This window comes from Vibrio harveyi (genome assembly GCF_030060435.1).
GTDB classification, from domain to species: Bacteria; Pseudomonadota; Gammaproteobacteria; order Enterobacterales; family Vibrionaceae; genus Vibrio; species Vibrio harveyi.
Window position 1 is genome coordinate 2,087,665 of the sequence record NZ_CP125875.1, and the last position, 20,474, is coordinate 2,108,138.

General features: G+C 44.2%; 15 protein-coding genes and 6 tRNA genes. 12 read left to right on the forward strand and 9 right to left on the reverse strand.

Annotated features, from left to right (window positions below; translation table 11 throughout):
• Window positions 1-41: 41 nt before the first annotated feature.
• Entirely contained in the window at window positions 42-3,092 is a 3,051-nt protein-coding gene (locus tag QMY49_RS09935; protein ID WP_283311281.1) for a cadherin repeat domain-containing protein, read from the reverse strand.
• Window positions 3,093-3,422: 330 nt separating this feature from the next.
• Window positions 3,423-3,890, reverse strand: coding sequence for an Lrp/AsnC family transcriptional regulator (locus QMY49_RS09940; RefSeq protein WP_017188345.1), 468 nt, complete (start codon window positions 3,888-3,890; stop codon window positions 3,423-3,425).
• A 145-nt stretch (window positions 3,891-4,035) separates the two neighbouring features.
• Between QMY49_RS09940 and QMY49_RS09945 the strand changes: the two genes are divergently transcribed.
• Complete coding sequence (locus QMY49_RS09945; protein ID WP_009698329.1) at window positions 4,036-5,130, forward strand: PLP-dependent cysteine synthase family protein; 1,095 nt, start codon at window positions 4,036-4,038, stop codon at window positions 5,128-5,130.
• A 73-nt stretch (window positions 5,131-5,203) separates the two neighbouring features.
• On the opposite strand, the gene QMY49_RS09950 is transcribed toward QMY49_RS09945, so the two are convergent.
• Complete coding sequence (locus tag QMY49_RS09950) at window positions 5,204-5,521, reverse strand: DUF1244 domain-containing protein (RefSeq protein ID WP_005446621.1); 318 nt, start codon at window positions 5,519-5,521, stop codon at window positions 5,204-5,206.
• Between the two features lie 202 nt (window positions 5,522-5,723).
• Between QMY49_RS09950 and QMY49_RS09955 the strand changes: the two genes are divergently transcribed.
• Window positions 5,724-6,299 (forward strand): porin family protein, encoded by a 576-nt coding sequence (locus QMY49_RS09955; RefSeq protein WP_005446619.1) that lies wholly within the window; start codon window positions 5,724-5,726, stop codon window positions 6,297-6,299.
• Window positions 6,300-6,401: 102 nt separating this feature from the next.
• Here QMY49_RS09955 and QMY49_RS09960 read toward each other — a convergent pair whose 3' ends face one another.
• The 3 genes from QMY49_RS09960 to QMY49_RS09970 all read right to left on the reverse strand — a co-directional run bounded on the left by QMY49_RS09960 (window position 6,402) and on the right by QMY49_RS09970 (window position 11,037).
• Window positions 6,402-6,599, reverse strand: a complete 198-nt coding sequence (locus QMY49_RS09960) for a type II secretion system protein (protein ID WP_009698330.1) — start codon at window positions 6,597-6,599, stop codon at window positions 6,402-6,404.
• Between the two features lie 227 nt (window positions 6,600-6,826).
• Window positions 6,827-9,940 carry a multidrug efflux RND transporter permease subunit VmeF gene (gene vmeF / locus QMY49_RS09965; protein WP_029789978.1) on the reverse strand — a complete coding sequence of 1,038 codons (3,114 nt, stop codon included), beginning with the start codon at window positions 9,938-9,940 and terminating at the stop codon, window positions 6,827-6,829.
• A complete protein-coding gene (locus QMY49_RS09970; protein WP_114321998.1) occupies window positions 9,940-11,037 on the reverse strand; it encodes an efflux RND transporter periplasmic adaptor subunit in 1,098 nt (365 codons plus the stop codon). Before QMY49_RS09970 ends, vmeF begins: the two co-directional genes overlap by 1 nt.
• A 282-nt stretch (window positions 11,038-11,319) precedes the next feature.
• On the opposite strand from QMY49_RS09970, the gene QMY49_RS09975 reads away from it, so the two are divergent.
• The 6 genes from QMY49_RS09975 (at window position 11,320) to QMY49_RS10000 (ending at window position 12,326) form a co-directional block, all read left to right on the forward strand.
• Window positions 11,320-11,404: transfer RNA gene (locus QMY49_RS09975), tRNA-Tyr, on the forward strand.
• A gap of 99 nt (window positions 11,405-11,503) precedes the next feature.
• Window positions 11,504-11,588 (forward strand) — tRNA-Tyr (locus QMY49_RS09980).
• Between the two features lie 100 nt (window positions 11,589-11,688).
• Window positions 11,689-11,773, forward strand: a tRNA-Tyr gene (locus QMY49_RS09985).
• Between the two features lie 99 nt (window positions 11,774-11,872).
• Window positions 11,873-11,957, forward strand: a tRNA-Tyr gene (locus QMY49_RS09990).
• A gap of 99 nt (window positions 11,958-12,056) precedes the next feature.
• A tRNA-Tyr gene (locus QMY49_RS09995) sits at window positions 12,057-12,141 on the forward strand.
• Between the two features lie 100 nt (window positions 12,142-12,241).
• A tRNA-Tyr gene (locus QMY49_RS10000) sits at window positions 12,242-12,326 on the forward strand.
• A gap of 408 nt (window positions 12,327-12,734) precedes the next feature.
• Here QMY49_RS10000 and QMY49_RS10005 read toward each other — a convergent pair.
• The gene (locus QMY49_RS10005; protein WP_005446611.1) at window positions 12,735-13,607 is read right to left on the reverse strand and encodes a Tim44 domain-containing protein; all 873 of its coding nucleotides are present in this window, start codon (window positions 13,605-13,607) and stop codon (window positions 12,735-12,737) included.
• Window positions 13,608-13,863: 256 nt separating this feature from the next.
• Between QMY49_RS10005 and QMY49_RS10010 the strand changes: the two genes are divergently transcribed.
• From QMY49_RS10010 to QMY49_RS10020, 3 genes are all read left to right on the forward strand, one after another.
• A complete protein-coding gene (locus QMY49_RS10010) occupies window positions 13,864-14,454 on the forward strand; it encodes a TetR/AcrR family transcriptional regulator (protein ID WP_005446609.1) in 591 nt (196 codons plus the stop codon).
• Between the two features lie 13 nt (window positions 14,455-14,467).
• The gene (locus QMY49_RS10015; protein ID WP_005446607.1) at window positions 14,468-16,342 is read left to right on the forward strand and encodes an MFS transporter; all 1,875 of its coding nucleotides are present in this window, start codon (window positions 14,468-14,470) and stop codon (window positions 16,340-16,342) included.
• Window positions 16,343-16,475: 133 nt separating this feature from the next.
• Complete coding sequence (locus QMY49_RS10020) at window positions 16,476-17,408, forward strand: YeiH family protein (RefSeq protein WP_102970157.1); 933 nt, start codon at window positions 16,476-16,478, stop codon at window positions 17,406-17,408.
• Here the strand turns inward: QMY49_RS10020 and QMY49_RS10025 are convergent.
• Window positions 17,394-17,594, reverse strand: coding sequence for a hypothetical protein (locus QMY49_RS10025; RefSeq protein WP_045490397.1), 201 nt, complete (start codon window positions 17,592-17,594; stop codon window positions 17,394-17,396). The genes QMY49_RS10020 and QMY49_RS10025 overlap by 15 nt on opposite strands.
• Window positions 17,595-17,950: 356 nt before the next feature.
• Window positions 17,951-18,835, reverse strand: a complete 885-nt coding sequence (locus tag QMY49_RS10030; RefSeq protein WP_005446602.1) for a LysR substrate-binding domain-containing protein — start codon at window positions 18,833-18,835, stop codon at window positions 17,951-17,953.
• A gap of 156 nt (window positions 18,836-18,991) precedes the next feature.
• Here QMY49_RS10030 and nagE point away from each other — a divergent pair, with 156 nt between their 5' ends.
• Window positions 18,992-20,446 carry an N-acetylglucosamine-specific PTS transporter subunit IIBC gene (nagE, locus tag QMY49_RS10035; RefSeq protein WP_050904053.1) on the forward strand — a complete coding sequence of 485 codons (1,455 nt, stop codon included), beginning with the start codon at window positions 18,992-18,994 and terminating at the stop codon, window positions 20,444-20,446.
• The last annotated feature ends 28 nt before the right edge of the window (window positions 20,447-20,474 follow it).

A 20,474-nucleotide genomic window follows, 5' to 3' on the forward strand; every position in this document is an offset into this window, starting at 1 on the left:
GGACTAAAAAAGGAGTGCTTATGCACTCCTTTTTATGTCAGTTAGTTTTTTTGATATTCAAAAGTAACAACAGACCACTCGTACAAGCTGTCTGGAGGACCGTACTCACCTTTATGATAAATCACACCTGGTTCCGCGTATTGCCCCCCTTTCTTAGTGGCCAGAAACTCGCGATGTCCACGTCGGTACTGAATCAATGGGCTGACTATCTCGTATTTGGTTCCTTTTTCAAGCTTGCTGTCATCAATAACCAAATAACGAGTCATACGAAAGGTTGCACCGGTTTTACAATAACCTTCCGCTGAATAGTCGATCGCTAAAAATGGGCGAGGATCATTAGGATCCAATAATGCAGCACGACAGCCATCAAAACGAGCAATATGCATCCACACAGCTCGCACTGCCATTGGGTCATCATTATCTGTTGGCCTCATCAGCAACAGGGCAACTTTACCTTCGCCATTCTCAACCAATTCAGTATCTGTAGGCTCTCGTAAGAAGCTCGCTCCCATAATACCAAATTCACTTTCTTTTAAATTAGCGAATTGTTGTGCATTCAATTCACTACCAACGACCGTTTGACCACCTGTTAAATGTGTGTACTTATCCGCCACACCAGAAGCAGAGAGGTTGAGTGCTACTGTTACCGGAGTGTCACTCATCTCTTTGTAATCGCGGGTTTCTTTCTCAGCAATATTAATTTGCACAGCGCTACTAGAATCATAACCTTTTAAGGTGATAACACCGCGTGAAGGATCTAGTGACGCTATATTTTCGCGTCTGGTGTTGTGTAGTACGTAACTGCGCTCGCCAATTGCTCGACCAAAATCTAGCACCACTTCTTTGAAGGGTTCAAACTCTACCTCTTGGCGAAGTACAGATAAACCAGGGTGATCGGCTTTGCCTATTTTCCCCTGATAGCTGACCTTTTTAGTTAGGTAGTTACGTCCTGTCAGCGTGGCTTCAACCGTGTAATCTCCAGCATGCAGTATCGTTAACTCGCCATTGTTTGAAGCCATTTTTACAGACGGATCTGATTGGTTGATCAAGCGATATTCAGCTTTGACACCATCACCGTTTAAATTAGGTTTTAACTTGTCACCAGAACCATATGTCGCTTGTGGATAGGTAATAGTCGCACGGCTCTCAATCGGTTTAACGGTAACAGCAAAGCTTGCTTGTCCAGCGGAGTATTGCTCATTGCCCACATCAGACACGACAATTCTTGTGCTGCCAGCATTCAGAATTCGCATTTCACCTGAGTTAGGGTCTAATGAAACCACATCGGTTTCTGAACCTTCAGCAAACGCATAGCTGACCTGACCAACCACTCCTGAAATTGTCGGTTTGGCTACCGATGGTTTAAGCGCGTTCCAATTAACTTCGACATCAGAGCTAATCTGGATTCGACTCGGTGCACTCAATATGGTGAAGGTTACCGTTTGCTCTGGTCCCGCGGTATAGTTCTGACTCTCTTTACGACGTAACGTTAAGGTTGTCACACCCGCTTTATACACGTGAACCAGACCATTCGCGATGGCATCAGCAACACTCGGCTGGGTATTATCGAGAACTTCAATTCCATCGCCAGAAGCGAGCAACTCAAAATCACGTAATAACTGGAACTGATGATTTGTGCTGTATACAACCTCATAGTCTTTCACAGGCATTGCTGAGCCTTGAGCCTTGGCGACATTAAGAACGACATCAAACTGAGTCGATTGATAATACTCACCACCATCATCTTCAAAGCGTAGCGTGTAGCTGCCTGCTCTATTTACATAGATTTTACCGGCAGCAATTTGCAGCCCTTCAGGAATAGAATCAACTAAACTGAGTTTGCCTTTCTGACCAGCAAACTGCAGTGGAACTGTTAACTCATCTTGATAAGTGAGAGCAATTGCAACATCTTCCATGTCTGGGTGCGGTGCTGGAGCAATATCAACCGTGATTTGAGTTTGCGTATTAGGAAAATTACGTATTTCTCGCTCAATAATGTCGATTTTTGCTTGACCGACACCTCGTATGATCAGAGCGTCTCCATTTGGAGATACACGAACAACATCTTGCCCTTCAGCCACATCAAAATAGTAGTCGCCCTTTGCATTGCTAACGAGAGGATACAGCGATTGGTTAGCACTGTAGTTTGCAGCGATATTGATAGAGTTGAGCGGCTGACGCTTACCTTTGGCAACGTTCACCACAAAACGGGCTGTTTGTTGCTGCTGAACAAAACCTTGGCTGTATGTTGCCGTCGCCTCTATTTCGACCTGCCCTGCGTTATGAATCAACAGTAAACCGGTGTTCTTATCAAGAATTTCAACAACATCGGATTGGACGTTACTGTCAGCAAGCTTAAACGTAAGACTCTCAGTTTCGACGTCATCCAGTCGAACTGGTTCTAGTGTTAAACCGTCCCTATAAACAGGGCTTAGAGGCGCAAACTGTAATTGTTCAGCACCAACTTGGAAAACATGGACATTGGCATAAATATCACGCGCTTGGTAATAATCATCTCCCGTATCGTGAATACGGATTCGCGCCTGACCTTGCGCTCCAATAGCATACACGCGACCATTTTGGTTTACGCGAACCAAGTGCTCATCACCATCAACCACTTCAAAGCTTATTTGGCCTCGCTGCCCACGAACAACCAATAACTCACCGTCTTTATTCAATGCGTTCAAATTGAGTTCGTTGACCACTAAATCGGGGTTAGTGCCTTTGCTCACTGTCACAGTGAACTCTGCCTCAGAAGACTCATAAATCGAGCTGTTATCCGTCGCTTTTACCTTCGCGATGCCAGGGCGCAGAATTTGCAATTGCCCAGATTCATCAATTTGGACCACATTAGAAGGTGTTGAAGAGAGAATTTGGTATGTGATCGTGCCCTGCACATTGCTCATCGTTGTATTAAGAACGTGACCAACGCCATCAAAGGCAAGCTTTGTGTCTTCTACCTTTAACTGAGCACGGCTTTGCTTGGTCGTTTGAGTTGAAGAGTTTGAATTATCGGGTTTGGAATCACCGCCCCCACCACCGCAACCTGCAATAACAGCAGCGAAAAACAAGAGAAAATAATATCTTTTCATTTTTTGTAATAATTTCTTACATCAGGAATGTGGCGCGATAATAATACGATGTTTTATTCATCACCACCCCCATTTGGGATTAATTTCATACCTATCAACCCCGAAATACATTCACAAAATCCATAAATTGCCTACAATTTTCGAAAACTTGCAAAAAGAGAAGGCAAGCAAACGTTTACCTTACATTAAGTTATTAAATTAGTGATAATAAATATTGGGTTTTCAACAGGTTAAAATATAAGCACCAAATCACACTTTGAGGTGCTAATAATTGTGAGAGGTAAAAGACGTGAGGCCTAAAAAGGCACTCACGGAGATGTGAAAGAGAAATTAAACGCCATAAATTGGTAGCTCAGTAGTGTACTTTATCGGTTCCATAGCAAAGGTTGATGTTACGTTGGATAAACCTTTTACACTGTTCACCAATCGTTTATAGAACTCATCAAAACACTTCATGTCTTTGACGACCACTTTCATCATATAGTCGTATTCTCCTGCCATGCGATAGAACTCCATCACTTCAGGGAAATCACTTACGGTCGTCACAAAATGGTTATACCACCCTTCTGAGTGATCACTGGTTTTGAGCTGCACAAACGCAATGAAGGATAAATCTAACTTCTCCGCACTCAGTAGCGCGACACGCTTTTCAATATAGCCTTCATCTTCTAGCTTTTTTAAACGCTTCCAGCAAGGCGTGGTCGTCAGATTAACTCGCTCAGCTAAGTCATTTAATGACAAGGTTCCATCATTTTGGAGGAAAGAAAGCAACTGCTTATCGATTTTATCTAAGCCCATTACTATAAAAACCCTTTAATGTAGAAAATTTTTCTACTTTTGATAAATAACAGAACAATAATAGCAAAGTTTTTCTCTGCAGTTATAGGTAGATTATCCCTATAGACAAAAACAACTACCCTACAGAATTTCGAGGAGTCATGTTATGTGTACTGACCACAACTGGATCAACAATGCTGTACGCAAAATCGAAGCAGACTTTCAACGCTCAGCAGATACCCACTTATTCAAGTTAGATCTACCTTCTTTGGAAGGCATCGATATCTACTTAAAAGATGAAAGCACCCACCCGACAGGCTCACTAAAGCACCGCTTGGCACGCTCGCTGTTCCTTTACGCGATTTGTAATGGTTGGGTTGGTCCAGAAACCACGGTGATCGAAGCATCATCAGGCAGTACAGCGGTTTCTGAAGCGTACTTCGCTCGTCTTCTTGGCTTACCATTTATTGCGGTGATGCCAAAAACGACGGCACGCAAGAAAATTGAACAAATCGAATTCTACGGCGGCAAAGCGCACCTTGTTGACCGTTCAGACCAAATTTACGATGAGTCTCGTCGACTAGCGAAAGAGCTAAACGGTCACTACATGGACCAATTTACTTACGCTGAGCGCGCAACTGACTGGCGTGGTAATAACAATATTGCGAACTCTATTTTTAGCCAAATGGAGTTGGAAGATCATCCAATCCCAAGTTGGGTTGTAATGAGCCCAGGTACAGGTGGTACGTCGGCAACCATTGGTCGCTTTATTCGTTACCAAAAATACGACACAAAACTGTGTGTGGTTGATCCAGATAACTCGGTATTCTATGACTACTTCCAGTCTGGCAACGCAGAGATTAAAGGCGAAAACGGCAGCAAGATTGAAGGTATCGGTCGTCCACGAGTAGAGCCTAGCTTTATCGCAGGTGTGGTAGACGAAATGCGCAAAATTCCTGATGCAGCAAGCGTAGCAACAGCACATTGGCTGTCTGGCTTAATTGGTCGTAAAGTTGGCGCGTCGACAGGCACCAACCTATATGGTGTTCTTCAGCTTGCATGTGAGATGAAACAACGGGGTGAGACTGGCTCTATCGTAACGCTTCTGTGTGACTCTGGTGAACGTTACCTAGACACTTACTACAACACGGATTGGGTAAAAGAAAACATCGGTGACATTCAACCTTACCTAGCACAGCTTGAAATTATTCAGTCAAAAGGTTGCGTTGAACCAGCATGTTGCGGTCCAATCACTGAGTAAAACTCAGACGCCAAATAAAGAAATAGCCCGCTCAATCAGCGGGCTATTTTTTTATCTGCTTAATACAGAAAAATCACTTCTTCTGGCGTGCTTCAAATGCAGCCAATTGCTCTGGCGTTGCTTTAGGTTGGTGGTTCTGTTTCCATTCATCGTAAGTCATGCCATAGACACGCTCACGAGCATCATCGATATCGATATCCGCACCTAGTTCTTCAGCTTCTGCTTTATACCATTTGCTAAAGCAATTGCGGCAGAAACCAGCAAGGATCATGAGATCAATGTTTTGCACGTCTTTATTTTCATCCAAGTGAGCCAACAGGCGACGAAATGTCGCTGCATCAAGCTTGTCTTGCTCTTCTTGGGTTAGATTTTTGTACTTGAATTCAGCCACTTTACTTTCCTTTTATTTATCTCGCAGTTCATAGCATAGAAATGAGTGAGCGTGCTGAGTCTAAAATCTGCGTCATTACAACAAATTTCCTTGTAAAATCACGCACTCACCCAAAAGACTGATATGATAACCGCCAGTTATCTTATTGATTAAATTAATACTAATTCTAAAAACGGTCTTTCACAAAGGTTATCGCCAAGTTATGAAAAACGCCATCCTATTATTATCTGCATTGACCATGAGTCTGCCAACTTTCGCTACTCAAGAACAAACTCACCAATCTTATTTGTACCTTGGAACTGGTAATGTGGGCTTCGACACGCCGGAGTTTGGTTCTGATCGAGACAGTGGTTGGTCAACACCTCATATTACAATTGGCTGGGGCTACAACGTAAACCAATACCTTGCGTTTGAGGGTGTGTTGCGTTATTCACAAAATGAACTTAAGAATGATTCTCTTAAGACAGATTTAGACCTTCATTACTACCAAGCAGGTATGTCAGCCGTACTAACAAGCGATAACTTGGGTGATACACCATTGTCACTATTTGGTCGCGTGACCGCATTGGGTACTCAAGCAGAAATGTACATTCCTGATGTTCAAAAAGTCACCGATGACTCTGGCGCGCTATTCAACGTTGGTGCAGGTATTCACTGGGACATGAGTAAAGATATTTGGCTTCGTGCTGAGTACATCTACAATGTGGCAGATATGGGCTTTGATAACTTTTATGACAGCTATGAAGGTGTCCAAGTAAGCTTAGGTAAACGCTTTTAATCAGACTTTCCCAAGCTTATATTACGTTCAGAATTGAAGACAAAAAAACCGAGGTCATTACCTCGGCTTTTTTGAATTTATTGCACGGAGTCACTAAGCAACTTATTGTTCAGAAAACTGACCAGCGGTGTCTTGCTTCACATGACTACTGCCTTGACCCGCATCCAATGAGGTCAAAATGTTTTCTTGGCGATCTTGAATCGCGCCTGTTAACTGCGGTAACGCAGTTGTCGCTAATAGCGCCATTGCACCAGCAACTAAAACCATCTCAACCATGTAACTGCCACGGAATTTTTTCAAGGGAACACCTCAATAGTAACGCCAGCCAAAGTATTAATCCTCAGATACATTGCCTGCCAAGACCCATCATTCGGTCAAACATGATGAGCGAGTCCTGTGCCCCTCGAAGAAGTGGCGAAATAATAACCAATAATTATCATTAGATCTATAAATAGCCAAGCGAAAAATATAAAAAAACCGAACGAAAATTGTTCGGCTTTTATATTCAACGTCTTAGCGGTAACACCTTATGGATGAGCAATACGTCCTTTTGTGTCGTGGCTTAGCGCTTTGTTCAACTCAGCCTCTACATGACCAGGTGAACGTGTCTTCGCAGAGATCAATCGGTACATCGCAGGGATAACAAACAGTGTCACTAATGTCGCAAAGCCCATACCGAAGAAGATAACCGTACCGACAGCCACACGGCTTTCATAACCCGCGCCTGTCGACATGATCAAAGGAATCGCACCGGCAAGTGTTGTGAATGCAGTCATCATGATCGGACGTAGACGACGAGCTGCCGCATCAGTAATCGCTTTTTCAAATTCAATGCCACGGTCACGTAACTGATTAGCAAACTCAACGATCAAGATACCGTTCTTAGTTACCATACCGATCAACATGATCATGCCGATCTGACTGTAGATGTTCATCCCTTGGCTCATCACTACCAAACCAAGGAAGCCACCAAAGACCCCCATCGGCACAGTGAACATTACCACTAGAGGGTTGACGAAGCTTTCGAACTGCGCCGCCAATACGAGATATGCAACTAACAATGCCAAGGCAAATACAACTGCAACACTGGCTTGGTTCTCTTTGAAGTCCTTTGACTCACCAGAATAGCTCACTGAAATATCACCCGGCAGGTTATCAATCGCTTCTTGGTCTAAGAAGTCAAGCGCCTCACCTAAAGTGTAGCCTTCTGATAAATTGGCAGTAATGGTGATGGATTTCTGTTTGTTATAGTGAGACAAACGAATCGATGCAGCCACTTCTTCTACCTTAGTCACCGTATCTAAAGTCACTAGCTCACCGCTGGTAGTGCGCAAGTAAATCTGGCTTAAGTCAGCCGCGTTATTGAAGCTATTTTCATCACCTCGAAGGTAAACATCATATTCTTCACCACGGTCAACATAAGTCGTTTCACTTTTACCACCAAGCATGATTTCCAGAGTTTCAGAAATGTCTTGAACACTTACGCCAAGTTCAGCCGCGCGGCGTTTGTCGACAGACACCAATAGCTCTGGCGTTTTCTCTGAATAATCGATTTCAGCGCCTTCCATCATTGGTGATTCTTCAGCTTTGTTCTTGAGCATTTCTGCCCAGACTAATAGCTCATCGTAGTCCGATCCGCCCAAGACAAACTGCACTGGTTCGCTCGATCCACCACGGAAACCCGGCATGAATGGGAAGACACGAACGTCAGGAATACCTGCCAGTGATTTGCGAACTTGATTCAACGCATCTTGAGCAGTGACATCACGTTCGTTCCAGTCTTCCAGAATCATGATAACGAAACCCGTTTGGTCACCCGCTTGACCACCGAATGCTGGAGTTTGGATACTGAACGATTTCAAGAATCCTTGCCCTAGTAACGGCATTAAGCGATCTTCTACAATGTCCATGTTCGCTGACATGCGGTTATAGGAAGTTGCATCTGCACCACGAACAAAGGCAAAGATCACGCCTCGGTCCTCTTGCGGAGTTAACTGTGCAGGCACTTGATTCATCAAGAAGTAACTGCCACCCATACACGCGATAATAACCAAAGGTGCAGCCCAACGAACTTTCAACGCACCGCGCAGCGCTGTACGATAACCTGCTTCCAATTTCGCAAACAGCTTATCAACGGCTTGATTAAATCGGTTTGGTTTCACGTTCGCTTTTAGAATTTGACTGCCTAAAACAGGAGTAAGCGTCAAAGCAATTAAGGACGAGAAGATCACCGACATTGCCAACAAAACTGAGAATTCAGTAAACAGCAAACCGACCATGCCATCCATAAAGGAGATCGGCAGGAATACCATCACAAGAACTAACGTTGTGGCGATAACAGCAAAACCTACTTCACGCGTACCTTTGTAAGCCGCCAATAATGGTGATTCACCACGTTCAATATGGTGGAAGATGTTCTCTACTACTACGATTGCATCGTCCACAACCAGACCAATAGACAGGATCAACGCCATCAAGGTAATGAGGTTAATAGAGAAACCAAAATAGTAGGCAGCGATGAATGATGAAATCAGTGACACTGGTACCGTCACCGCAGGAATCAACGTTGCTCGTGCCTGACCGATAAAGATGTACAAAACCAGAATTACCAGACCACCCGTAATAAAGAGTGTACTGTAGACCTCATCGATCGAACGTTCGATAAAGACAGTGGCATCATAATCAATAGCTAGACGAGTCCCATCTGGCAAAAACTTCTGGATTTTATCCACTTCAGAACGCACAGCCTGCGCAACTTCTAAAGGGTTCGCATCTGATTGAGGCACCACCCCCAAACTGATGTTCACGACACCATCACTCTTAAAGGTCGAGTTTTCGTTTTCTGCACCGATGAACACATCAGCCACGTCTTTTAGGTAAATAGGCGTGTTGTCACTTGCACGTTTCACCACAAGGTATTGGAAATCTTCTGGCGTGTTGTATGTACGGGCAGTTCGCACTGACATCACTGTCGAATCGTTTCGAACTTCACCACCCGGACTTTCTAAGTTTTCACTACGAAGCGCTGCTGTAATATCAGAGGCAGTAACCGAACGTCCTGCCATCAGATCTGGTTTGAGTTTCACGTACATCACTTTGTACAAACCACCAGACAGATCGATAGAACTAACACCCGAGATCAAACTGAAACGGTCCATAAGCACACGTTCGGCATAATCCGTCAATTGTGTGCGGTCCATCTCTGATGAGCTGAGGTTAATATAGAGAGAAGCTTCACCAGAACCATTGTTTTTGTAAACAACAGGATCATCAGCTTCATCTGGCAACGAACGCTGTGCTCGAGCTACCGCATCACGAACATCACTTACGCCAGTATTAAGGTCATAACCCAATTCAAAAGTGATGGTGATACGCGACATGCTGTTACGCGTAGTGGAGCTAATTTCATCAATTCCACTGATGCCCGAAAGTTGATCTTCCAGTACCGAAGTAATTTGGCTTTCAATGATGGTTGCAGAAGCGCCTTCATAACGAGTGCTGATCGATACAACTGGACTTTCGATATCTGGCATTTCACGCACTGCAAGTTTGGTAAACGACACAAAGCCGAATACACATAGCAGCATGCTTAATACCAGCGCCGCAACAGGGCGTTTTACGGAAACGTCAGAAAGTAACATTAATTTGCTTCCTTAGCCGCTTCGTCTTGCGCGCCCTGCTCACTGGTTGCATTCGCAGTTTTCGCTTTTCCTGGTGCGACGATTTCTTTCACTTCGACGCCATCGCGCATGTTCACAATACCTTGCACGACGATCTTGTCGCCAATCTCTACACCAGATTCAATCACCACTTCATTATCGACACGTGCTCCCAAGAACACTTCTTGACGCTTCGCTTTGTTGTCTTCATCAATAACGTACACAAAACGCTTCGTTCCGGAATATTCCAGCGCTTGAACTGGGATAATTGGTGCTTCAATCGCAGGGAATGCCAAAGACGCATTCATAAGCATGCCTGGCTTCAGATGGTTTTCTGGGTTGTCGAATTCGATACGAATACGTAAGTTCAACGTTTCTGCACTGATACGAGTATCGATGCCTGTAACTTTACCGACAAAATCAACACCGCTCCAAGCGCTGGTCGTCGCGTGAACCTCCATACCAACAGATAACATGGATAGGTAACGCTCAGGTACTTGCAGATCCAGTTCCATTACGGACAAGTCATCTAACGTCAGCAACTCAGAGCCTGCACTGACCATTTTTCCTCGACTAAAATCGATAAAACCAACCGTACCGGCAAAAGGTGCACTGATATTTAGATCCGCTAGGTTAGCTTTTGCTGCATCTAGACGCGCTTCCGCAATCTCTACGCTTGCTTTTTGCGCATCAATTTCCGTTTGAGTAATGGCATTACGTTTCACCAAACGCTGAAACTCTTTTAACTTACGCTGTTCATCTTTTAGGTAAGCTTTTGCTTCTACTAATGCTGCTTGCGCTTTGTCATCATTTAGTAGAATGAGCAACTGATCTTGTTGAACGTTTTGATTGGCTTTTACGGGGATATCTTTTACCTTGCCAGCAACTTCAGAAGCAACAATCACTGATTGGGCAGCTTCTAGCTTACCAATCAATGATAGAGATTGGTTGATTTGATGCGTCTCTACTTGCTCAGTTACGACCGTAACCGTCGATGGACCACGTTTTGCAGCAAAAGCCGCAGGTGATGCCATTAAAATAGAAAGCGTTAGAACGGATAAAGTGGCTCTCATACTCATAATTTTGACTACTAAACAGATAAACTTATGTCATTAAACTGATTACAGTTTATCAGTTGATACGACGCCTAACGTCAAGTAGTGTAAATTCAAGTAAAAAGTCAGTTTCTCTTTTGTATAAACGACATACAAAACGCTGACTTTCTACCATCTTTGCCCAAAAAGGCAGCATTCAACTTAAAAACGTAAGAAAAACGCTTTACAGCTTGAGCGAGTTTGCTATGATGCGCTCCGCACTTGAGAGATGTGTTGGGAAAACATTCTTAAGTATAAAAATACCCTGGAGGGGTTCCCGAGTGGCCAAAGGGAGCAGACTGTAAATCTGCCGGCACTGCCTTCGATGGTTCGAATCCGTCCCCCTCCACCATATTCTTTCTTATGTTTTTCCTTTGAACATGAGAACAACTTGGAAGCTAGGTTGGGAAACTAATTTTCAAGCATGCTCTTTGTAGTATGAAAACACCCTGGAGGGGTTCCCGAGTGGCCAAAGGGAGCAGACTGTAAATCTGCCGGCACTGCCTTCGATGGTTCGAATCCGTCCCCCTCCACCATATTCTTTCTTATGTTTTTCCTTTGAACATAAGAACAACTTGGAAGCTAGGTTGGGAAACTAATTTTCAAGCATGCTCTTTGTAGTATGAAAAACACCCTGGAGGGGTTCCCGAGTGGCCAAAGGGAGCAGACTGTAAATCTGCCGGCACTGCCTTCGATGGTTCGAATCCGTCCCCCTCCACCATATTCTTTCTTATGTTTTTCCTTTGAACATGAGAACAACTTGGAAGCTAGGTTGGGAAACTAATTTTCAAGCATGCTCTTTGTAGTATGAAAACACCCTGGAGGGGTTCCCGAGTGGCCAAAGGGAGCAGACTGTAAATCTGCCGGCACTGCCTTCGATGGTTCGAATCCGTCCCCCTCCACCATATTCTTTCTTATGTTTTTCCTTTGAACATAAGAACAACTTGGAAGCTAGGTTGGGAAACTAATTTTCAAGCATGCTCTTTGTAGTATGAAAATACCCTGGAGGGGTTCCCGAGTGGCCAAAGGGAGCAGACTGTAAATCTGCCGGCACTGCCTTCGATGGTTCGAATCCGTCCCCCTCCACCATATTCTTTCTTATGTTTTTCCTTTAAACATGAGAACAACTTGGAAGCTAGGTTGGGAAACTAATTTTCAAGCATACTCTTTGTAGTATGAAAAACACCCTGGAGGGGTTCCCGAGTGGCCAAAGGGAGCAGACTGTAAATCTGCCGGCACTGCCTTCGATGGTTCGAATCCGTCCCCCTCCACCATATTGAAAAAGCCAGCTCATTGAGCTGGCTTTTTTCGTTCTATACCTATCAATTTTCAATGACTACCCCACTATCTGGCTAAATCTAGTCTCACTCATAGCGCGATTTTTAGTGATCTTTCGTTAAGTAGTACGACACCTAGATACTTTTAACTAGCTCTGCTTGAGAGGGAATCAAAGTGTCAGTTGGTTTATTTTAGGCCAATGGAATCAAGCCATAGATCATCTCATTAGCTCTATCTTCACCATTCCCTATGTGTGACTCATCGTTTCCTTTGTAAGGATCCTATTTGCTCGACTTTAACCACTCGAAATTATATCGATAGGTTTCAATTTTCTGATTTCCAGACATAAAAAATCCCGCTCGAAAGCGGGATTTTACTAAGACTAAATTGAACGCTGCTGGTGATTAACCTTGAATACCGACAATCAACCAAGGTGCGTTTGGTACCGTTAGGTCGCGCTCTAGGTGCCAGATATCTTCGATATCTTCTTCAATGCCTTCTGCTGCATCACGGTAGCGACCACTGAACTGCAGACTAAGCTGTGCTTTACTTGCATCGTAGTCAGCGCGAACGATTTCAGCATCTACATACATCACATCGGTGTGTTGCTCGCCATCTAGCTTCGCACGTTCTGCTTTCAAATCTTCAAATAGGCTTGGTGAAACATACTCTTCAATCGTGTGAAGTTGGTTATGGTTCCATGCGCCTTGCAAGATGCGGTAGTGCTCACGAGAGCCATTGATAAATGCAGCTTGGTCAAAACCCGGTGGGTAGTTATGTGGGATGTCAGTTTGAGCACCGAAACCGCCAAAACCACCAGCGTTTGTATTTGGCTGTTGCTCAAAATTCTGCATGTTTGGTTGCTCGAACTTAGAAGCATTACCGCCAAATGCTGGCTGTTGACGATGCTGATTCATACTGCCCTGTTTAGCGCCAAGCATGCCGCGCATCAATTTGAAGATAACAAATGCAATCAAACCGATGATTAGGATATCCATAAATTGGATACCTTCGAATGCACCACCAAAGAATGCTGCTAACAAACCACCAGCAAGAAGACCACCAAGTAAGCCGCCCATCAAACCTTTTTTGCTTGATGATTTAGCACCTTGTTCTTTACCAATGGTGTTTGTGTTTTGTTGCTGCTGTTTAGGAGCAGGGGCTGTTTTATAACTCTTACCGAAAGACTTACCACCACCGAACTTTTTCGCTTCCGCGATAGGCGTTACAGCAACAGTAAACATCAGTAGGGCGACAATCGAAAATAAACGTTTCATCGTTATCCTTAAAATTGACGATATGTACTTAATCGCGCTGCATGATAGTGAAATGAACGAGCATCTAATATCAGTAGCACGCTAAATATGAGATGTGTCCATCATACTCCGTCGGATTCAACAATGAAACAATCCGTAATAGAAGACATGTATCAGAATATTGCCAACCCACAGGTTTCTGACTTGTTTGCGTTATTGACGGTCAATCAGTAGCTGACTATCATATTGAACGTTGTTCAATAAGTAGTTTTAAATTATGGCGCGCAGAAACGATCACACTAGAGAAGAGTTAGTCAATTTGACTCTTACCACAGTCAAAGACTTTTTAGACGAAAACTCTTACCACGACCTGAGCCTTCGCAAGATCGCTAATATGATAGGTTACGTGCCAAGTACTCTCGTTAATATCTTTGGCAACTATAACCTACTGCTTTTACATGCCGTTGCACAGACATTGGATGAGTTGCAACAAGAAGCAGTAACCGCGACCAAAAACAGTAAGGATGCTCATCAAGCACTTTTTGAACTGGCATACTGCTACCATGACTTTGCGCAAAAACACCCTTACCGCTGGCAACTGGTATTTGAGCACAACATGAATGGTGCTGAGCTTCCAGAGTGGCACGCGAAGCGCATCGATGGTATGACAGGAATGTTGGAATCCTTATTGGCACAAATCGCTCCCCATCGTACTGAATCTGAAGTATTACAAGCGAGTCGAGTATTATGGTCAGGTGTTCACGGCATTACACTTCTGAGTGTCGATGACAAATTTTTCTCAAGCGAACCTATTGATGGTAAAGAGCTTATCGATAACCTGATTTCAAACTACCTGATCAGCTGGTAATAAAGGATTGTTCATGTCATCAGACAGCCAGTCGTCTTTGCTTAGGCAGCGAAAGTTCCTCCCCTACTTTATTACCCAGTTTTTTGGTGCTTTCAACGACAACATATTTAAGAACGTACTGCTGCTGTTTGTGGCTTTTGCTGGGTCAAGCGCGTTACCAATTTCTAGCAACCTTTTCATTAACTTAGCGGCAGGCTTGTTTATTCTTCCATTCTTCTTATTCTCTGCATCAGCTGGGGTGCTCGCGGATAAGTACGAGAAGTCATGGTTTATTCGAAAGGTAAAGTTGTTCGAGATCGGCATCATGCTATTAGGCGCAATTGGTTTTATCACCGAAAGCTATGGCGTCCTGCTCTTATTGCTGTTTTTGATGGGCACCCAATCGGCGTTCTTTGGACCAGTCAAATATGCCCTACTTCCTCAGCAACTTAATGAAAGAGAACTCGTCCCTGGCAACGCATTAGTCGAAGCTGGTACGTTTATCGCAATTCTGGTCGGTACTCTCGGTGCCGGTATCATTGCCTCAGCAGAGAGTGCCAAATATCTTGCTGCTTTCTGCGTTGTCATCTTTGCTGTTTTGGGCTACCTATCTAGTCGCTTTATTCCGTTTGCATCAGCCAGCGCACCGGACATTCAATTCAAATGGCAACCATATAAACAGACCAAGCACACACTCGCGATTGCTAAGTCTGATCGTATTGTCTTCCAATGCATCATGGCAATCAGCTGGTTTTGGTTCCTAGGTGCGGCTTATCTGACTCAATTTCCAAACTTCACCAAGGTGTATTTGAACGGTACCGAAAGCTCGGTTTCTTTCCTTCTAGCGCTATTCTCTGTGGGCATTGCGGTTGGCTCCATGGCGTGTAATTGGCTCTCAAATCATCGTATTGAAGTCGGCATCGTGCCGATTGGTGCTCTGGGTATCACAATCTTCGGTTTCTTGATGGCAACATCGATTCCGACCGATCTGCCTCGCTTCCATACTTTCGCTGAGTTTGTTAGCTACGATGCATTCTGGTCCTTGTTCTTCTACTTATTAATGATAGGTGTATCCGGCGGTCTCTTTATCGTCCCCCTTTATGCCTTGATGCAACACCGAGCTAAAGAAACGGAACGAGCGCAGGTCATTGCAGGCTTAAACATCTTTAACTCTCTATTCATGGTAGGCAGCGCTGTATTAGGCATTGTTTGTCTAAGCGTACTTGAAATGAGCATTCCTCAATTGTTTGCTCTTCTGGCGGTGCTTAACTTCCTCGTTGCAACGTACATTTTTTTGCAGATTCCTATCTTTGTGGTGCGCTTTGCGATGTGGGTGGTCACTCATACCATTTACCGAGTGAAGCACAAGAACTTACACCACCTACCAGAACACGGCGGGGCATTGATCGTCTGCAATCATGTCAGCTATATGGACTCACTGCTATTAAGTGCCGTTTGTCCTCGTCTCATTCGATTTGTGATGGAAGAAGACTATGCGAACCTTCCTCCTTTGCGACGATTCCTTCGCCGAGCAGGCGTGATCCCCATCTCGGCTAGCAATCGAACATCGATTCGCCGCGCATTTAATGATGTTGAGAAAGCACTGAGTGAGGGTCATATTGTGTGTATTTTCCCAGAGGGACGTTTAACGTCAGATGGTGAGATGAACGAGTTTATGCGTGGTATCGATATCATCCTTCGCCGCAGCCCTGTCCCTGTTATACCAATGGCACTGAAAGGTTTGTGGGGCAGCTATTTCAGCCGTGCAAAAGGTCGCGCATGTAAGGGGTTACCAACCCGTTTCTGGTCTAAATTAGAAATCGAAGCAGGAACACCCGTCGATCCAAAACAAGCCAGCGCGCAAGTTATGTTTGAAAAAGTAAGAGCACTTCGAGGCGACTGGCGTTAAACTCAGAGCAGCACTTTCATATTCTTGAACATGCGTTTAGTTTAACTGAACGCATGTTCAATTCATTAAGACTTTCTGACCAAAAGCGTTACTGTATACTCCACGCTTTAACTCATAACAACGAACGACACCCTTGAATACAAAGAATATCCCCTTTGGATTGGCACTGCTGTTTTGTTTAACCCCTTTCGTGTCCTCTCCTATTGCGCTTGTGATCGGTTTTCTATTGGCGAGTTTTAGCCTAGTACCGACAGAACTTCCTATTGCCTCTTTTACCAAGAAGTTGCTTTCCTATTCAATCATTGGCTTAGGCTTCGGTATTCACTTTGAGCAGGCTCTAGCAGTCACTTCTGACGGCATTGGTCTTATCATCGCCACCATTCTTGGTACGCTTGTGATCGGTATGACGATCGCGAAGATGATTAAGTTAGAACGAACGACCGCTTACCTAATCGCTTCTGGCACTGCAATTTGCGGTGGCAGTGCAATTGCCGCTGTCGCTCCAGCGATTAAAGCGAAGGATGAACAAATCGGTCTTGCACTTGCAACGGTTTTCGTTCTGAACTCATTAGCGCTATTTATCTTCCCAGTGATTGGTCACGCAATAGGCTTGGATCAGCATACGTTCGGAACATGGGCGGCGATTGCGATTCACGACACCTCTTCAGTTGTGGGTGCCGCGTCTGCTTACGGCGAAGAAGCACTTACGACAGCAACAACATTGAAACTCGCCCGAGCATTGTGGATTATCCCTGTCGCACTGATCAGTGCTGTGATCTTTTCTCGAGGTAATGGAGAGGAAGGCAAAAGTAAGTTAGTGATTCCTTACTTCATTTTCTGGTACTGTGCTGCAATTGCATTCAGCGATTTTTTCCCACAATTTGAAGTGGTATATCAAGGCATCTTTGCCATTGCTAAGCAAGCTCTTGTGGTTTGTTTGTTCTTGATTGGTTGCAGTATTTCAGTCTCAAAACTCAAATCAGCAGGCGCAAAGCCATTACTGTTTGGCGTCACATTGTGGGTACTGATTTCTACTACGTCTCTAGGCTGGTTACTTCTCAGCTAAACCTTGTTCGATTTTCTGAGGCTGGGTTAGCTCGACTTTTCGCGTGCTTTGACTTTTGTGTACCAACACTAAAGCTATCGCAACCAGAAAGGCTGTTAACTCAGCCAATGAACGCATTAACCCCTCACTGCTGACAGCTACACCGATTTGCAATAATACCGCCGCTGCTAACGCTAATTTGATCATCCTGAACCTTATGCCTTATTCCTTTATCTTTGAGCATGATTATGATTCAGAGTTATAAGGATACGAAATTACCTTTTCGACTAATTCATTGCGAAATCAACTATACCCAAGTGACTTCAAGGTGCTGGATTCAGAGCGCTGTCACTGATTCAAGTTCAAGGAAAACAACGAAGCGTAATAAGCAAGCTCTTTCCAAGTTGTTTGACGATGAAATTGTTTCAGTGACACGCTCCCAAAGGGCGAGTTGCCTTGGTTCGTATGCTCCGTTAACAACTTTTGATTTAGAACCACTAGATCTTCAAATTGTTGCCTTGCCTTCAAACCAAGTCATTCTCGCTGAACCAAGCATTTTGAGGTTACTTGGGTATATGACTTTCTATCCATGAAATAAAGGTTTTCACTTTAGGTCGATGTTCATAGCCAGATGGACAAATTAAATCGTACCCCAAGTTCGTATCCATTGTCGGATAAGGGCTAACCAATTCTCCTTTATCCAGTAGATCTTTGACGAATCGATACCGCCCCATCGCCACACCAACACTATTTCTCGCCGCGAGCACCGCCATATCTCGATGGCTAACACAATAAAAATGCTCAAAGATATCAACATCAAGTCCCACATGGGCAATCCATCGTTGCCATACATCCGAACCCAATGCATGGATAAAGTTGATACGATGAAGTGATGCCATCCCATCCTCTAAAATATTCTGTTCTTTCATGTACTCAGGTGTACAGACCGGGATGTACTTTTCACCAAACAGTCTTTGGCGATACACATCAACCAAATGCTCCGTATCATAAAAAATCGCAGCATCAATGTGATTAGTCACTAAATCTAATTGGTTTTCCTGTGCAAACAGGTTGAGGTTAAATCCCGGATAAAGACGTTTAAAATCCGCAATACGTGGCATCAACCATCCATTTAAGAATCCCGGAGATGCAGCGATATTCAGTTCACCAACTAAATCCGTTGATTTTATTTCTTCAATTTCATTAAAGATGGTGCTCAGTGACGATGATAATGTCTTTTGGAATCGGTACCCTTCTGCGGTCAAATCTAACTTCCGCGTACCTCGCACAAACAGAGAAAAACCAAGCTCCTGCTCTAGCACTTTGATGCGATGACTCACAGCGCCTTGAGTGAGGTGCAACTCTTTCGCTGCCTGCGTAAAGCTGAGGTGCTTCGCTGCGATACTGAAGGTATGAAGGTTTCTAAGCAGTAACTGTTGGTTAGCCATAACGCACCATGCATTAAAAATATTAATTCATGATAGTAGTGATTTCGTTTGTTTGCGTCGATAATTAAGTTTCAAATAGTCTCTAGAAACTAAATAAAAACGCCACTTTCAAACATAGATCATGTTTTAGGTGGCATTAAAATTATAGGGGCAAATATGAATATACTCGGCTATATGCAAAAAGTCGGTAAGGCATTAATGGTACCCGTGGCGACCCTACCTGCTGCGGCAATATTAATGGGGATTGGCTACTGGATTGATCCGGTCGGTTGGGGCTCTGAAAGTGTTTTAGCGGCATTCCTAATTAAATCCGGTGGAGCCATCATTGATAACATGGCGGTACTGTTCGCCGTTGGTGTCGCTTTCGGATTAAGTAAGGATAAGAATGGCTCTGCCGCTTTATCTGGTTTTATCTGTTTTATGGTGCTAACCACATTACTAGCACCGGGTGCCGTTACTCAATTGATGGATATTAGTGCTGACGAAGTGCCTGATGCGTTCAACAAAATCAACAACCAGTTTATCGGTATTCTAGTTGGCGTGATCTCAGCAGAAATCTATAACCGTTACTCTGGTGTTGAGCTACCAAAGGCGTTGGCATTCTTCAGTGGCAAGCGTCTGGTTCCAATCTTAACCTCTATCGCTGGCATGGCTTTGGCTTTTGTCCTGCTTTATGTATGGCCTGTGATTTACGATGCATTAATTATTTTCGGGACTAAGCTCGAATCCATGGGGGCGTTAGGCGCAGGTCTCTTTGGCTTCTTTAACCGTTTGATGCTGACAATCGGCATGCACCACGCGCTCTACCCAGTCTTCTGGTTTGATGTGGTTGGCATCAACGATATTCCAAACTTCTTAGGCGGCGCACAGTCTATTGCCAATGGTACGGCTGTGATCGGCAAAACTGGTATGTACCAAGCTGGCTTCTTCCCAATTATGATGTTTGGTCTACCAGGTGCCGCTCTTGCGATTTATCACTGCGCTGATAAGCAAAACAAAACCAAAGTGTTTTCTATCATGCTGGCTGCTGCGATGGCGTCTTTCTTCACTGGTATCACAGAACCTCTAGAGTTCAGCTTCATGTTCTTAGCGCCAATGTTGTACCTGATTCACGCAGTATTAACGGGGATCTCAATGTACATTGCGGCAAGCATGCAATGGATGGCAGGTTTTGGCTTCTCTGCAGGCTTCGTTGACTTCGTACTATCAAGCCAAAACCCGCTGGCGACCAAATGGTACATGCTGATCCCACAAGGTTTAGTTTTCTTCGCGATTTACTACAGCGTATTCCGCTTTGCGATTATTAAGTTCAACTTACGTACACCCGGTCGCGGCGAGGATATGGAAAAAGAAGTCACTGAGAACATTGGTGAATTGGCGAAAGACTACATCGCAGCGATTGGTGGTGCAGATAACATTCTCGAGGTGGACAATTGTATTACTCGCCTTCGCTTGACTGTAAAAGACTCTTCTCTAGCCGATGAAGCTAAGCTAAAACAACTAGGTGCTGCTGGCGTAGTTATGATTGGTAAAGGCGGCTTACAAGTGATTATCGGATTGGGCAAAGTAGATAAAGTGGCTGAGCAGATGAAAGTCGCGCTCGCTAACTAAAGAATTGTGGTGACTCACCATCACCACA

Excerpts from the sequence above, each read along its gene's own strand:
- QMY49_RS09945 (WP_009698329.1), top strand. The coding sequence starts at position 4,036 with ATGTGTACTGACCACAACTGGATCAACAATGCTGTACGCAAAATCGAA.
- QMY49_RS09970 (WP_114321998.1), bottom strand. The coding sequence starts at position 11,037 with ATGAGTATGAGAGCCACTTTATCCGTTCTAACGCTTTCTATTTTAATG.
- QMY49_RS09955 (WP_005446619.1), top strand. The coding sequence starts at position 5,724 with ATGAAAAACGCCATCCTATTATTATCTGCATTGACCATGAGTCTGCCA.
- QMY49_RS10005 (WP_005446611.1), bottom strand. The coding sequence starts at position 13,607 with ATGAAACGTTTATTTTCGATTGTCGCCCTACTGATGTTTACTGTTGCT.
- QMY49_RS09935 (WP_283311281.1), bottom strand. The coding sequence starts at position 3,092 with ATGAAAAGATATTATTTTCTCTTGTTTTTCGCTGCTGTTATTGCAGGT.
- vmeF (WP_029789978.1), bottom strand. The coding sequence starts at position 9,940 with ATGTTACTTTCTGACGTTTCCGTAAAACGCCCTGTTGCGGCGCTGGTA.
- nagE (WP_050904053.1), top strand. The coding sequence starts at position 18,992 with ATGAATATACTCGGCTATATGCAAAAAGTCGGTAAGGCATTAATGGTA.
- QMY49_RS10025 (WP_045490397.1), bottom strand. The coding sequence starts at position 17,594 with ATGATCAAATTAGCGTTAGCAGCGGCGGTATTATTGCAAATCGGTGTA.
- QMY49_RS10010 (WP_005446609.1), top strand. The coding sequence starts at position 13,864 with ATGGCGCGCAGAAACGATCACACTAGAGAAGAGTTAGTCAATTTGACT.
- QMY49_RS10030 (WP_005446602.1), bottom strand. The coding sequence starts at position 18,835 with ATGGCTAACCAACAGTTACTGCTTAGAAACCTTCATACCTTCAGTATC.
- QMY49_RS10015 (WP_005446607.1), top strand. The coding sequence starts at position 14,468 with ATGTCATCAGACAGCCAGTCGTCTTTGCTTAGGCAGCGAAAGTTCCTC.
- QMY49_RS09940 (WP_017188345.1), bottom strand. The coding sequence starts at position 3,890 with ATGGGCTTAGATAAAATCGATAAGCAGTTGCTTTCTTTCCTCCAAAAT.